The following is a 13,658-nucleotide window of genomic DNA, read 5'->3' as shown; positions in this document are numbered from 1 at the left end:
CGTCGCGGGCATGTTCAATAAATAGCGTCGCGGTCTGTGCGAAAAAAGAAAAGCAGCGGCGAGACGGTCATGGCGCATAAACCACGCGCTATGACCGCCCTGTACGCTTAGTGTTTGAGGATATAGAGCTGGCGACTGTAGGCAACGTCTTCAGGGTTATTAATGGGATAGCCTTTCACCCAGGGCTTGATTAAGCGCCCGTTGGTATATTGATAAATCGGCGCGATCGGCGCCTGCTCATCAAGGATCTGCTCTGCGCGATTGTAATCCTCGTTACGCGCCTGCGCGTTGTTTTCCCGGCTCGCCTTCGCCAACACCGCATCGTAATCCGCATTATGGAACTTAGCGATATTACCGCTGTGGCTGGAAGTCAGCAGGCTAAGAAAGGTGGAAGGCTCATTATAATCGCCAATCCAGGAGGCACGGATCACGTCGAAATTTCCGCTGTTGCGGCTGTCGATATAGGTTTTCCACTCCTGATTTTGCAGTTTCACCTCTACGCCGAGGTTTTTCTTCCACATTGAGGCTACCGCAATGGCAATCTTCTGATGGTTTTCTGATGTGTTATACAGCAGCGACAGCCGCAGCGGCCGGTTTGGCCCATAGCCAGCCGCAGCCAGCAGCGCCTTCGCCTGCATATTCAGTTCGGCCTGGGTGTGCTGCTGCAAAAAGGAGGGTTTGGGATTAAAACTGCTTACCACCTCCGGGGTGAGATGCCAGGCAGGTTTTTCGCCGGTGCCCAACACTTTTTCGGCGATAATGCGACGGTCAATGCTCCAGGAGAGCGCCCGACGCACGCGCGCATCGGCGGTCGGCCCGCGCTGCGTATTAAACGCATAGTAATAGGTTCCCAGCTGATCGGGCGTATAGACCTCATCCGGAATGTTTTTCTTTAGCATGCCGTAGAGGTTTTTCGGGAAGGATTCGGTAATATCGATATCCCCTGCGCGATAGCGTTTGGTGGCGCTGGACTCTTCGTTAATCGGCAAGAACGTAACCTGATTCAGTACCGAATGTGCGTTATCCCAATAATTCTGATTACGCACCAGCACAATTTTTTCATTTACTACCCGTTCCTTTAGCTGATACGCGCCGTTGCCGATCAGATTACCCGGTCTGGTCCAGGCATCGCCCCACGCCTCAATCGCCTTTTGCGGTACTGGATAGAGACTGACATGCGCGGTGAGACCGGGAAACCAGGCAACAGGTCGATCGAGCGTTACCTTAAGATGGGTTTTATCCAGCGCGGTGACGCCAAGGCTCTCGGGCGGCAGTTTACCCTGCGTTATCGCCCCGGCGTTATGAATAGCCGCCAGCCCGGCAAACCAGGCGAAAGGCGAGGCATTTTTACTGTCAACCAGACGCCGCCAGCTGTAGACAAAATCCTGGGCCGTTACCGGCTTGCCGTCTGACCAGCGAGCATCCTCTCGCAGCGTGAAGATCCAGCTCTGGTTATCATTGCTCTGCCAGCTTTGCGCCACGCCCGGCACAACGTTTCCCTGCGCATCCTGGTTGGTTAACCCTTCGAACAGATCGCGCATTACCTGGATTTCAGGGAGTCCCACAGCCTTTTGCGGATCGAGCGACGCCGGTTCATCTTTGATATGGCGCACGATATTCTGCCGTTCTGCCAGCTGGTCGCCAGGGGCCACCTGTGCAGCCTGCGCCGTGGTTAACAGCGAGGCGGTTAAAAAGGCACCCAGCGCAATGCGAAATGATTTCATCTTGTCCTACCCTTAAAGCTGCCGGTTTGGCAAAACATATTGGTGGCTTATGCTAACCGGCACTTTAGCGCAAATAATTGATCCTGAACCAGCTGTTTTGCTTATTGCAGTGGCCGCGCCGCCGGTTCTGCGACTTTTTTCACAGGAGCGAATGATGACAATGCAACAGCCGCGTTCACAACGCGGCGCGCTGACGGCGGAGATGACGCGTTACGGCACCTCGGTATTGGGAGCGCCGCTGCTCTGGTTCCCGGCGCCGCTGGCGGCACGCGATAGCGGGCTGATTCTGGCCGGCACGCACGGTGACGAAGGCGCTGCCGTGGTAACCCTTTCCTGTGCGTTGCGCACGCTGCCTGCACGTCTGCGGCGGCATCATCTGGTACTGGCGGTTAATCCCGATGGCTGCCAGCTGGGCTTGCGCGCCAATGCCAACGGCGTCGATCTTAACCGTAACTTTCCGGCTGCGAACTGGCAGGCTGGCGAAACGGTATATCGCTGGAACAGTAGCGCTGAACAACGTGACGTAAAGCTTTCTACCGGTGCGCGTGCCGCCTCAGAGCCGGAAACCGCAGCGCTCTGTCAGCTGATTCATACGCTGCGGCCTGCCTGGGTCGTCTCCCTGCATGAACCGCTGGCCTGCATTGAGGATCCGCAGCATAGCCAGCTCGGCGGCTGGTTAGCTGAACAGACAGGGCTGCCGCTGGTCTCCAGCGTTGGCTACAGCACCCCCGGTTCGTTCGGAAGCTGGTGCGCTGATATTGGCCTCCCCTGCATTACCGCCGAGCTGCCGCCGGTTTCTGCCGATGAGGCGACGGAACGTTATCTGCCAGCCTTAACCGGACTGCTTTACTGGCAGCCTGAGACACAAAAGAGGCGTTAATCCGTAGAGGTAAGGTCAATTTCTCCGCTGCTAAAGCGCAGGCCAGGATCCACATCCACCGCCAGCCATGTCGGGCCATCAAGATCGATAAGGCGCGCGCGCGGCACCAGCGGCAGCGCGGCGCTGACGGCGCGTGAAGTGCAAAGCATACAGCCCAGCATAAGCGTAAAGCCCGCCTCTTCCGCTGCGCTGGCCAGCGCCAGCGCTTCGGTAAGGCCACCGGTTTTATCCAGCTTGATATTGATCATTTCATAGCGCTGGCGCAATGCCGGCAGACTGCTGCGCGTATGGCAGCTTTCGTCGGCGCAGACCGGTAACGGATGAATAAAATTTGCCAGCGCTTCATCCTCGCTTGCCGGTAGCGGCTGCTCCAGCATTTCAACCCCCAAATCGGCCAACAACTGGCAGCGCGCCGCCAGCCCTTCGCTATGCCAGGATTCATTGGCATCCACAATCAGCCGCGCCTGCGGGACCGCGCTGCGAATCGCCATTAGCCGCTCAGTAATCAGATGGTCATCCAGCTTGATTTTTAACAGCATGGCCCCATTTTCCCAGAGCGCCAGCGCGCTGCTTGCCATTGATTCCGGCGTATCCAGCGTAACGGTTTGCGCCATACTCACCCGGCCGGGCAGCGTAACACCAAGCAACTGACACAGCGTCTGCTGCTGCTGGCGACAGGCGAGATCCCACAGCGCAGAGTCAATGGCGTTGCGCGCCGCGCCCGCCGGCAGCGCCTCCTGCAGCGCTTCGCGTGTCATGCCCATTTCCAGCTGCGGCAGCAGCAAGCTAATTTGCGCCAGCACCGAAGCCTCGCTTTCGCCATAGCGCCGGTAAGGCGTGCATTCCCCTACGCCTTTGATGCCATTTTCTTCCAGCTCTACCACCACTACACCCGCCTGCTCACGGCTGCCGCGCGAAATAACAAACGGCTTATTAAGCGGCCAGTCCTCGGGATAAACTTTAACCGTCCTCATATTTTTTCTCTCGTTAGTCAGAAGAGGCGTTCAGCGCAGTTGCGCTATGTGCAGCAAACAGGAGATTGCCGACGCGTGCCATAACCGGCGTTGTCTGCTATATAATTTCACTGTCTCACCTTTGCTCGTTCCTTTACACTGTGAATCTTGTTAAGCAAAAGTAAAAGGATAGATTATGTCTCAGACCGTTCATTTTCAGGGTAATCCGGTTAGCGTAGCAGGCCAACTGCCGCAGGCTGGCGAAAAAGCGAAACCCTTTACGCTGGTTGCTAAAAACCTGGCTGACGTTTCCCTTTCTGAGTACGTCGGCAAACGTAAAGTGCTGAACATTTTCCCCAGTATCGATACCGGCGTTTGTGCCGCATCGGTGCGTAAGTTTAATCAGCTGGCGGGCGAAATGGATAATGCCGTTGTTCTCTGTATTTCTGCCGATCTGCCTTTTGCCCAGTCACGCTTCTGCGGCTCCGACGGCCTGTCAAACGTTGTCACGCTCTCTACTCTGCGCGGCGGCAGCTTTAAAGATGATTACGGCGTAGCGATCGCCGATGGTCCACTGCAGGGCCTGACGGCGCGTGCGGTTGTGGTGCTGGATGAAAACGATACGGTGATCTATAGCCAGCTGGTTAATGAAATCACCACCGAACCAGATTACGACGCGGCACTGGCTGCGTTGAAATAATTGATAAATAATTTTATCGCCTCCTTTTGGGGGCGATTTTTTAATAACGCCGATCGCCTTCCCTTTATCAGCCGGCCTTTATTCTTCGCGTCATTTAATTAACGCATCGCGTTACCATTGATTTTATTTAATAATAAATTATACGCCCGCTAGCGAAAACGGCAATTTACAACCCGCCGGCACCCGATTATTATTCCAGCGCAACACGCAACACGCAACACGCAACATGGATGATAAAACAGGATGGAATCGCAATGGATGCACTAACCTTTCCCTGCAGTCTGTTTAAAACCCAAAAAAGAATGGATGACTATGGTGCCAGCGATATGCGCTGCGGTGATTTAACAGAAACACAATTAAAAAGAGAATTCCAGCTGGTGGATGTTTCTACCCAGGTGGATCCTTATACGCTGACAACGCTTAGCCCTTTCAGTCAGCCGCCGTCCATGTTTCATGGTTCCCACCGTCCAGCAAAAAAAATCACGCCGCAGGCGTGCGCCCGCATTCTGTTTGCTGAGTTTCGACATCTGGCACAGGCCTTTGCGCTTTTTGGCCCCTACAGACAGGTAATTGATGAGATGATTACGCATATGGAGGATAACAGCGGTTTTCCATTCGAAAGCCTGTATCTTAACAGCGCGTTAAAACAGCATATTATGAATGATAATAATATTGAGAACAGTACGCTTCTAAAAATAAGCAATGCCCTGTCTAAAAATATTGACTGAGAAAACGGCTGTTTTTCATTGGAACTGAAATACAAACATGAAGAGAGCATTCAGGAAGGGCGCCTGCCTAAGTTTAACAGATTACAGGACAGCTTTAACGGGTTGGGCATCAGCGTTCACGATACCTGGGCAACTCATATTACGTTAAAATCCCTACATATTGAGAAAAATCATTACTGCGCGAGGGTGCATTATAAGGTGTAGGATCACTTCGGACTGGACTCTGAGGATATACATAATATCCTGTTTAGTAATTTCCGACTGTTCCGCATCTGGTTTGTGCTGCAGCGCTATCATCGCTTTGGCTTTAAGCCTTTTATGACCAATATGAGTGCCGATATTAAAATTATCGGAGGGTCCAATGCAGATAAGTAAAAAACACGCTGTTCTGCTGCTGGCCGCTGCCGCGCTGCTGATTTACCTGCTCTGGTTCTTTTTGCGGCCAGTAGGAATTGTTACTGTTCACAAGAGAGGCAGAAGTTCAACAGCTGTTCTGGTTAAAAACTTCCCTTTTACCGATAAGGGGAAAATCAGCTGGTGGCTGGAAAATCGTGCTATGTTAAAAGAGAAGTATAACGCCCCCTATCTTGATGAGGATGGTACTTTTTGGGCCACCATTTTTCTTTTTGGTGATGGCTATCAAAAGGATATAATTGATGAGCGGCTCTGCTTTGATGAAATAAAGAGCGAGCTGCGCTGCATTAATAAGAATGCCGTAATGACCGTTTACAGCAACCGGGATAAACAGGTTTTTTTCAGTTTAGGCAAGGGGAAATATATATTAATAAATAACGGGAAAGTTGATAGATCCGAGTCATTTAAGGTCACGAACCCTTGATAAAAATATGCATTTCCGATGTTTGAATTACCGGAGAGCGTAATGACAATAAATAATAAAAAGCGCGCAATTCTTTTGCTGGCTGGTACCGCGCTGCTGATTTACCTGCTCTGGCTCTTTTTGCGGCCAGTAGAAATTGTTGCTGTTCATCAAAGAAGCACTAATGACAGTGCTATCCTGGTAAGGAATTTCCCTCTAAGCGATAAAGGTAAAATAAACTGGTGGCTTAAAAACCGAGCCATGATAAAAGAAAAATACAACGTCCCTTATCCTGATGAAAAAGGTTTTTTTCTGTAACCCTATGGCTGTTTGGCGAGGGATATAAAGAGGATAAGCAGGACGATGATCAATACTGCTTTAATGATATGAAAGTTAAAAAAAGATGTATCGAAAAAGATGCTGTTTTTATCATCGGTAGTAGCCCAGGGAACCAGGCATATTTTGGCGTTGACAACGGGAAATATAGATTAAGAAATAACGGCGAGGTTGATAAGGTCGAATAACCCCACTGTCTTCCTGCTTAGCACACTTCCATCCTCTGGAAGCATTATCAACGGGCGCCTGAAGCGCCCGTGAACCACCAGAGGAGACCGCACTTAGCTTTCAGGCTCGCCCTTTTTCTGACTCAGCCCATATTCGCGCAGCTTATTAGCGATAGCGGTATGGGAAACGCCCAACCGTTTCGCCAACTTGCGCGTGCTGGGATAGGAGAGATAAAGGCGCGTCAGCACTGAGCGTTCGAAGCGGCTGGTGATCTCATCCAGCGAGCCTTCCATTGCTTGTTCATCCAGCGCCAGCTGTTCAGTGAACTCCGGCAGCATGATGTCCTGCGGACGCAGTTCATAACCTTCCAGCTGCGCCAGCGCGCGGTAAAGCGCATTTTTCAGCTGACGCACGTTGCCCGGCCAGTTATAACGCGCCAGAAAGGCGTTTAGCTGCGGTGACAGACGGGGACGCGCGACACCCTGCTCATCGGCAAAGCGCGCCACGAACAGTTCGGTTAACGGCAAAATATCCTGCGGTCGGTCGCGCAGCGGCGGCAGATTTAACGTCAGCACGTTCAGGCGATAGAACAGATCTTCACGAAACTCGCCGCGCTGCACCAGCTCGGTGAGGTTACGCTGTGTGGCGCAGATCACCCGTACGTCTACATGCACCTCATGCTCTTCCCCGACGCGACGGAAAGTGCCATCGTTCAGGAAACGCAGCAGTTTTGTCTGCATGCGCGGCGACATTTCCCCAATTTCATCCAGCAGCACCGAACCGCCATTGGCCTGCTCAAAGAAGCCTTTTTTCCCCTCCAGCGCGTTGGGGTAAGCGCCTGGCGCATGGCCAAACAGCTCACTCTCCGCCACGTCATCCGGCAGCGAAGCGCAGTTCAGCGCCAGAAACGGCTTTTTACCGCGCGCGCTGCGCAAATGGCAGGCGCGTGCCAGCATATCTTTTCCGGTTCCGGTATCGCCGACAATCAGCAGCGGCGCATCCAGCATCGCCAGCTTACGCGCCTGCTCGATAACCTGACGCATTTTCGGGCTGACCGCCACAATATGCTGGAATTCAGTATCATCGTTGACCGCAAGCGTTTGCAACTGGCGTCCCATACGCGCGGTGGATTTCAGCATCACCATCGCGCCAACCGGCAGCGTAGCGCCCTCTTCTTCGGCAGTATAGACCGGGCGAGCCTCCAGCAGAAAATCACGCCCCTGGATCACCACGCGCTGCGTCTGAGCCTCTACCCGTTCGCTTTCCAGCCAACGGGTAAAGTTAAAACCGGTGACCAGAGAGGTAATCGTGTGATTGCGTATTTTATGTTCATCTATATCAAACAGGCTTTGCGCTGCCGGGTTTGCCAGCTCAACTTTGCCTTTCATATCAATGGAAAATACCGGTTCCGGCATGGCGGTCAGCAGCGCGCTCAGCGCCCGATGCTCACGCTCAGACGGCATATAGGAGATGGTGCGTACGTCCGTCACCCCCGGGATGCGGCGAATTTCCGCCATCAGCTGGCTGAACTGCTCAAAGGCGATAGCGGAAAAACTAAGATAAATGCGGCCAATCGGCGCAATTTCGATACCCCGTAAATCAATGCTGCGTTCAACCAGCAGATCGAGCAGTTCACGGGCGAGACCAATTCGGTCCTGACAAAAGACTTCCAAACGCATTCGGTGGCCTTATTGGGTTTGGTAACAGCGAATTATGAAATAATACGCCAACTTGCGATGAGCCAGAAGCACTCTGTCAGGATAAGTTGACAGAGTGCGGCGATGGCGAAAAGGAGTGTAGCGGAAGTGTTAGCGATAATCATGCGCTTACACCATTTTTTAGAGGTTTATAACAAATCTGCTACATCCTGCAGAACAGTGCCATATAAAATGTACTTTTTATCTCTATTTATGCCGCTGAAGGCTCAGCGGCAAAGCGCTCTGCGTTTTGTCGTTCCGCCCGGGATCAGGGCTTTTTAAACTGATTAAGCAGCTCACGGCGAAAATCGCCAAGTTTGGGACGGTCGTCGATCCACGGCAGTGGACGGCACAGCTCCATTGCCTTAATCCCCAGACGGGCGGTCAGCAGCCCGGCACCAATCCCCTGCGCGGCGCGGGCAGATAGCCTGGCGGCCAGATCCTGCGACAGCCAGTCCATACCTACTTCGCGCACCAGCTCAGAAGCACCGGCAAAAGCGATATTCAGCAGCACCAGACGAAACAAACGAATACGACTGAAATAGCCAAGATGGATACCGTAAACCGCTGCAATGCGGTTGATCATACGTAGGTTACGCCAGGCGATAAACGCCATATCCACCAGCGCCAGCGGGCTCACGGCAATCATTAGCGTTGCTTCTGCGGCATTACGACCAATTTCAGCACGCGCCTGGCGATCGAGAACCGGCTGCACCAGCTGAGCATAGAGCGCCACCACTTCGCGATCGTTATGCGTTTCATGCAGCGACGCCTGCCAGCGCTGCAACGCAGGATGCCCCTGATCCAGCCCGGCCTGCAGCGCCAGCTTTTCGCAGAACGCGCGCCCGCGCCCCATTCCATGACTGTGTAACAGCTCGCGCCCCACTTCGCGCTCTTCAGCGCGCTGGCGTAGCTGATAAAGATGCCGCCATTCCGTCACCAGCGCGCCCACGCCCGCCAGGATAATCAGTAAACCGGCCGCGCCCGCGCCCAGCGCAAACCAGGCCTGACTCTGCCAGGCATCCAGCATCCACTGCACGCTCTGGGCCACCGTGCTGGCGACAAACAGCCCGACGCCAGCCATAGCGATGCGCCGCCAGATGCTACGCTTTGGCCGTAACGCGGCCTCGACCACCTGCTCGCCGCTCTGCTCCTCCAGCAACGGATCCGCCTCTTGCTGGAGGGTAAAGTGTAAATTCTCCGCAGCGTCAAAATGCTGTGCAGGTTTCAGAACGCTTTCTTTTTCGCTTTCCAGCGGTTGCGCAAAATCGATGCGCGATTTCAACGGTGGCTGACTCATCGCAGCTTATCTCCCAGTAAAAATTCCAGCGCAGCATCCATGCGGATATGCGGCAGCGGTTGATCAACATTGAGCGGCTGCGGCCGGAACTGTTCAAAATGAAAACCCTGCTCCTGCCAGAAGCTGTGTTCTGGCAGACGTGACGGCACCTCGCCAGGAAATACCGTCAGCGGTGCGCCGTCGCTGAGACGATCTCCGCGCAACGCGGGAATTTTTTCGCCCTGATGATCCACTATGCCGCTTTGCGTCGCCTGCACCGAAGCCAGACCTATACAGTCCATATTAATGCCTTCGAAAGCCGCATTTTGCCAGGCGTCCTGAACCAGTTGCTGTAGCAGTGAGACCAGCCCCGCATGCTGGTCGGCGGTTATATGGTCCGCTTTGGTGGCCGCAAACAGCAGCTTATCGATAACCGGCGAAAACAGGCGGCGAAACAGCGTGCGTTGCCCATAGTGAAAACTTTGCATCAGCTGCGTCAGCGCCAGCCGCATATCATTAAACGCCTGTGGCCCGCTGTTTAGCGGCTGCAGGCAATCCACCAGCACGATCTGGCGATCAAAGCGCAGAAAGTGATTCTTATAGAAGCCCTTTACCACATGCTGACAGTAATAATCATAACGGGCACGCAGCATGGCAAGGTTGCTGCCTTTACCCGCCTGCGCAAGCCGCGCCTCATCGATATCGTTCAGCTGCGGCCACGGGAAAAACTGCAGCGCAGGCGCGCCAGCCATCTCTCCCGGCAGGACAAAACGGCCCGGCTGAATAAAATGCAGTCCCTCTTGCTTGCAGCGCAGCAGATAAGCGGTCCAGGCAGCAGCAATAGCCGCCAGTTGATTTTCATCCGCCGGGGCCAGCGGATCGAGATTAGCGCACAGCCGTTTCCACTCTGCAGCCCACTCCGCCCGATCGCCCTGCAATAAACCGTTCATCTGACGTGACCAGCTTAAATAGTCCTGCGCCAGCATGGGCAGATCGAGCAGCCATTCGCCGGGATAGTCAACGATTTCCAGATAGAGGGTGGCGGTTTGTTTGAAGTGTCGCAGCAGAGAATCCTGCGATCGGAAGCGCAGCGCCAGCTGCATCTCACTGACGCCGCGCGTCGGCGTCGGCCAGGCAGGTGGGCTGCCGTAGAGCTGGGCCAGCCCTTCATCGTAGGTAAAACGCTGAATGCCCATATCGCGCTGCGGCACGCGTTTCACACCCAGCAGGCGATCTTCGCGCACCACGGAAAATAACGGCAGCCGTGCGCCGCCATGCGTATTCAGCAACTGATTAACCAGCGACGTAATAAACGCCGTTTTCCCGCTGCGGCTCAAACCAGTTACCGCCAGTCGTAAATGCCGATCCACGCCGCGATTTACCCATGCCGCCAGTTCATTTTGAATTCGTTTCATCGGGCTCATCCCTGCTGCATCAAAAATAAGCCGGGACAGCGTCAGGCATCCCGGCGGGTTGACCATCAGTGTAATGCATTACTAAAAAGAACGGATAATGTGAGATGCGCTGGTCATCCAGCGCGCGCTGGATCAGCGCAGGCGAGAGGCAAGACGGTTAGCGACTTTTTTCAGCAGCGGCTCAAGCGCAAAGGCGATCAGCAAACGTAGCGGTCTGCGCGCTACGGCTTTTACCGCCCAGCCGCTGATGCCGACCGGAGCCAGCATCAGACCATGAATCAGAAGCTGTTTGCCCGCACGTTTCAGCACAGGCGTGGCGCGTATTGCGCGCTGACGAAAATTCGACATACCTCTCCTTATATTGATAACAGGCTGGTCGGACAGTGGCCGACGCAGCCCGGAATTAAAGCTGACGAAAACGGCTGCGTACGCTAAACGTCTCTGATGTGACGTAACGTTCAAGCTGGCGCAGCTTATGTTCATTTTGCGCCATTTCATCGCTTAACGCGTCCAGCAGCTCATCGGCCCGCAGCGGCGCCGTCTGCTGTTCAGCATGCGCCGGCATCGGCTCCAGCACGTAGCTGAGAACCACATAAGCGATCAGCGTAAACATAAACAGCCCAAACACCATCGACAGCACCACAATTACCCTGACGAGGGTAACCGGGATATCCAGATAGTGGGCGATCCCGGCGCAAACGCCTTTGACCTTGCCCTGCTGCGGGATACGCCACAGTTTTTTTCCACTGAATCGGCTTTTATTCATGGCTGTCTCCACTCCGGATGTTCTGCGTCGAGGATCTCCTCCAGCGTTTGAATGCGTTCACGCATGCGACGCGCATCCTGCGTCAGCTGTTGCAGACGCTGCATATCGCCTGATGAGAGGCTGGCACCGTTCTGACGATTGCTGTAATGCAGCCACAGCCAGACCGGTGCAACAAACAGCACAAAAATAGTCAGTGGTATGGCAAGAAATAGTGAGCTCATTCTCTCTCCTTGATGGTGTCGCCCCGGAGGGCAAAACGGCTAAAACAGTCAACAACGCCCTGCACTTTACAGGGCGGACCGCCCACCCTTATTCGCTGCGGTTCATTTTTGCCTTCAGCGCCGCCAGCTGTTCTCCGATGGCGTCGTCCGCTTTCAGCTCGGCAAATTCCTGATCCAGGGTTTTGCTTTTGCCAAAGCGATGGCTTTCCGCTTCCGCTTCCATATGATCGATACGACGCTCAAAGGATTCAAAGCGCGCCATGGCATCATCCAGTTTGCCGCTGTCCAGCTGACGACGAACATCGCGTGAGGAAGAAGCCGCCTGATGACGCAGCGTCAGCGCCTGCTGGCGTGCGCGGGTTTCACTCAGCTTTTTCTCCAGCTCAGCAACTTCGCCTTTCATTCGCGCCAGCGTTTCATCAATCTGAGTCACTTCCTGCTGCAGCAAGGCCACTAAATCGGTAAGCTTCTGCTTTTCAATCAGCGCGGAACGTGCTAAATCGTCTTTGTCTCTGCGCAGCGCCAGCTCTGCTTTTTCCTGCCATTCGTTCTGCTGAATTTGCGCCTGTTCAATACGACGCAGCAGCTGTTTACGTTCAGCCAGGCCGCGTGCAGAAGTGGAACGAACCTCAACCAGCGTGTCTTCCATCTCCTGAATCATCAGGCGCACCATTTTTTGTGGATCTTCCGCTTTATCCAGCAGCGTGTTGATGTTGGCGTTTACGATGTCGGCGAAACGAGAAAAAATACCCATAATTTACTCCTCCAGTTTTTAGCGCTTAATGACGCTTACCTGTTCTCTTTATCAAGTTCCGTGCCAACTTTTAATGCTTTGATATGTAATAATTTTTAATTTTGACCCAGGCAGAGATAGTTTTTATAGTTGTGAATAAAACCAACTTTCGGTGAAATTAACCATGAGCGAAACGAACGAAAACCTGCTGGGCGAAGCCAATAACTTTCTGGAGATGCTGGAACAGGTTTCGCGCCTGGCTCCGCTTAATAAACCGGTGCTGGTGATTGGCGAACGCGGCACCGGTAAAGAGCTGATTGCCAGCCGCCTGCATTATCTTTCCGAGCGCTGGCAGGGCCCGTTTATTTCGCTTAACTGCGCCGCGCTGAATGAGAACCTGCTCGATTCTGAACTGTTCGGCCATGAAGCGGGCGCCTTTACCGGCGCGCGGCAGCGCCATTTAGGGCGTTTTGAGCGCGCCGATGGCGGCACCCTGTTTCTGGATGAGCTGGCAACGGCGCCAATGCTGGTGCAGGAAAAGCTGCTGCGGGTGATTGAGTATGGCCAGCTGGAGCGCGTCGGCGGCAATCAGTCGCTGCAGGTGAATGTGCGGCTGGTGTGCGCAACGCACGCTAACCTGCCGGAGCTGGCGCAACAGGGCCAGTTTCGCGCCGATCTGCTGGATCGGCTGGCGTTTGATGTGGTACAGCTGCCGGCGCTGCGCCAGCGACGCAGCGATATCCTGCTGCTGGCCAGTCACTTTGCCATTCAGATGTGTCGTGAACTGGGGCTGCCGCTGTTTCCTGGATTTTCCCATCGCGCGCAGCAAACGCTGCTTGATTACCACTGGCCAGGCAACATTCGTGAGTTAAAAAACGTGGTTGAACGCTCTGTCTATCGTCACGCCTCCATAGATGAAGAGCTGGATGAGATTATCATTAACCCCTTTGCGCCGCGCCAGCCTGTTCAGGCACAGGCTGATGAACCTGCCCCTGTTGCTTATCAGCCCACGGCGGAGCGCGCTTCGCAGCCGCTTTCTGCCCCACAGAGCGCAGAGGATCTCCCTGCGCTTCCGCTCAATCTCAGACAGTGGCAGCTACAGCAGGAGCTTGCGCTGATGGAGAAAAGTTTGCAGCAGGCCAAATTTAACCAGCGCCGGGCGGCAGAGCTGTTAGGCGTTACCTATCATCAGTGGCGCGCTATGGTGAAAAAACATGAAATGTCGCCGCGCCCGGCATGAT

General features: G+C 54.1%; 13 protein-coding genes and 2 pseudogenes. 6 read left to right on the top strand and 9 right to left on the bottom strand.

Annotated elements, in window-relative coordinates; all coding sequences use genetic code 11:
• Positions 1–107: 107 nt before the first annotated feature.
• Entirely contained in the window at positions 108–1,724 is a 1,617-nt protein-coding gene (locus ACQE32_RS04760) for a peptide ABC transporter substrate-binding protein (RefSeq protein WP_427021408.1), read from the bottom strand.
• A 154-nt stretch (positions 1,725–1,878) separates the two neighbouring features.
• Here ACQE32_RS04760 and mpaA point away from each other — a divergent pair, with 154 nt between their 5' ends.
• A complete protein-coding gene (gene mpaA, locus ACQE32_RS04755) occupies positions 1,879–2,604 on the top strand; it encodes a murein tripeptide amidase MpaA (RefSeq protein WP_085072351.1) in 726 nt (241 codons plus the stop codon).
• Here the strand turns inward: mpaA and ycjG are convergent.
• Positions 2,601–3,578, bottom strand: coding sequence for an L-Ala-D/L-Glu epimerase (ycjG, locus tag ACQE32_RS04750; protein ID WP_426972485.1), 978 nt, complete (start codon positions 3,576–3,578; stop codon positions 2,601–2,603). The genes mpaA and ycjG overlap by 4 nt on opposite strands.
• A gap of 175 nt (positions 3,579–3,753) precedes the next feature.
• On the opposite strand from ycjG, the gene tpx reads away from it, so the two are divergent.
• The 4 genes and pseudogenes from tpx (at position 3,754) to ACQE32_RS04730 (ending at position 6,326) form a co-directional block, all read left to right on the top strand.
• Positions 3,754–4,257, top strand: coding sequence for a thiol peroxidase (gene tpx / locus ACQE32_RS04745; protein WP_426972484.1), 504 nt, complete (start codon positions 3,754–3,756; stop codon positions 4,255–4,257).
• A gap of 230 nt (positions 4,258–4,487) precedes the next feature.
• A pseudogene (locus ACQE32_RS04740) lies at positions 4,488–5,360 on the top strand (DUF3289 family protein).
• Positions 5,347–5,823: a DUF943 family protein gene (locus tag ACQE32_RS04735; RefSeq protein ID WP_427021407.1), complete on the top strand. Its 477-nt coding sequence runs from the start codon at positions 5,347–5,349 to the stop codon at positions 5,821–5,823. Before ACQE32_RS04740 ends, ACQE32_RS04735 begins: the two are co-directional and overlap by 14 nt.
• Positions 5,824–5,865: 42 nt before the next feature.
• A pseudogene (locus ACQE32_RS04730) lies at positions 5,866–6,326 on the top strand (DUF943 family protein).
• Between the two features lie 93 nt (positions 6,327–6,419).
• Here ACQE32_RS04730 and tyrR read toward each other — a convergent pair.
• The 7 genes from tyrR to pspA form a co-directional block, all read right to left on the bottom strand.
• Entirely contained in the window at positions 6,420–7,985 is a 1,566-nt protein-coding gene (gene tyrR, locus ACQE32_RS04725) for a transcriptional regulator TyrR (RefSeq protein WP_426972481.1), read from the bottom strand.
• A 286-nt stretch (positions 7,986–8,271) separates the two neighbouring features.
• Positions 8,272–9,303, bottom strand: a complete 1,032-nt coding sequence (locus tag ACQE32_RS04720) for a TIGR01620 family protein (protein ID WP_426972480.1) — start codon at positions 9,301–9,303, stop codon at positions 8,272–8,274.
• Entirely contained in the window at positions 9,300–10,697 is a 1,398-nt protein-coding gene (locus tag ACQE32_RS04715; protein ID WP_426981741.1) for a YcjX family protein, read from the bottom strand. The genes ACQE32_RS04720 and ACQE32_RS04715 overlap by 4 nt, the downstream gene beginning before the upstream one ends.
• Positions 10,698–10,829: 132 nt before the next feature.
• Positions 10,830–11,045: a phage shock protein PspD gene (gene pspD, locus ACQE32_RS04710; RefSeq protein WP_250650026.1), complete on the bottom strand. Its 216-nt coding sequence runs from the start codon at positions 11,043–11,045 to the stop codon at positions 10,830–10,832.
• 55 nt (positions 11,046–11,100) lie between these two features.
• Positions 11,101–11,463: an envelope stress response membrane protein PspC gene (pspC, locus tag ACQE32_RS04705; RefSeq protein ID WP_250650027.1), complete on the bottom strand. Its 363-nt coding sequence runs from the start codon at positions 11,461–11,463 to the stop codon at positions 11,101–11,103.
• A complete protein-coding gene (pspB, locus tag ACQE32_RS04700) occupies positions 11,460–11,684 on the bottom strand; it encodes an envelope stress response membrane protein PspB (protein WP_250650028.1) in 225 nt (74 codons plus the stop codon). The genes pspC and pspB overlap by 4 nt, the downstream gene beginning before the upstream one ends.
• A gap of 88 nt (positions 11,685–11,772) precedes the next feature.
• Complete coding sequence (gene pspA / locus ACQE32_RS04695) at positions 11,773–12,438, bottom strand: phage shock protein PspA (protein WP_427021406.1); 666 nt, start codon at positions 12,436–12,438, stop codon at positions 11,773–11,775.
• 163 nt (positions 12,439–12,601) lie between these two features.
• Here pspA and pspF point away from each other — a divergent pair, with 163 nt between their 5' ends.
• On the top strand, positions 12,602–13,657 hold the full coding sequence (gene pspF, locus ACQE32_RS04690) for a phage shock protein operon transcriptional activator (RefSeq protein WP_427021405.1): 1,056 nt from the start codon (positions 12,602–12,604) through the stop codon (positions 13,655–13,657).
• Position 13,658: the final 1 nt, after the last annotated feature.

The organism is Pantoea sp. FN0302 (genome assembly GCF_050113775.1).
Lineage (GTDB): Bacteria > Pseudomonadota > Gammaproteobacteria > Enterobacterales > Enterobacteriaceae > Mixta > Mixta alhagi.
Note: the sequence above shows the minus strand (reverse complement) of the source record. Positions and strands in the feature narration are given on the sequence as shown.

Bases quoted from the DNA above. Each gene is read 5' to 3' on its own strand.
- pspA (WP_427021406.1), bottom strand. From the start codon at position 12,438: ATGGGTATTTTTTCTCGTTTCGCCGACATCGTAAACGCCAACATCAAC.
- pspC (WP_250650027.1), bottom strand. From the start codon at position 11,463: ATGAATAAAAGCCGATTCAGTGGAAAAAAACTGTGGCGTATCCCGCAG.
- ycjG (WP_426972485.1), bottom strand. From the start codon at position 3,578: ATGAGGACGGTTAAAGTTTATCCCGAGGACTGGCCGCTTAATAAGCCG.
- ACQE32_RS04720 (WP_426972480.1), bottom strand. From the start codon at position 9,303: ATGAGTCAGCCACCGTTGAAATCGCGCATCGATTTTGCGCAACCGCTG.
- tpx (WP_426972484.1), top strand. From the start codon at position 3,754: ATGTCTCAGACCGTTCATTTTCAGGGTAATCCGGTTAGCGTAGCAGGC.
- mpaA (WP_085072351.1), top strand. From the start codon at position 1,879: ATGACAATGCAACAGCCGCGTTCACAACGCGGCGCGCTGACGGCGGAG.
- ACQE32_RS04715 (WP_426981741.1), bottom strand. From the start codon at position 10,697: ATGAAACGAATTCAAAATGAACTGGCGGCATGGGTAAATCGCGGCGTG.
- ACQE32_RS04760 (WP_427021408.1), bottom strand. From the start codon at position 1,724: ATGAAATCATTTCGCATTGCGCTGGGTGCCTTTTTAACCGCCTCGCTG.
- pspF (WP_427021405.1), top strand. From the start codon at position 12,602: ATGAGCGAAACGAACGAAAACCTGCTGGGCGAAGCCAATAACTTTCTG.
- pspD (WP_250650026.1), bottom strand. From the start codon at position 11,045: ATGTCGAATTTTCGTCAGCGCGCAATACGCGCCACGCCTGTGCTGAAA.
- pspB (WP_250650028.1), bottom strand. From the start codon at position 11,684: ATGAGCTCACTATTTCTTGCCATACCACTGACTATTTTTGTGCTGTTT.
- ACQE32_RS04735 (WP_427021407.1), top strand. From the start codon at position 5,347: ATGCAGATAAGTAAAAAACACGCTGTTCTGCTGCTGGCCGCTGCCGCG.
- tyrR (WP_426972481.1), bottom strand. From the start codon at position 7,985: ATGCGTTTGGAAGTCTTTTGTCAGGACCGAATTGGTCTCGCCCGTGAA.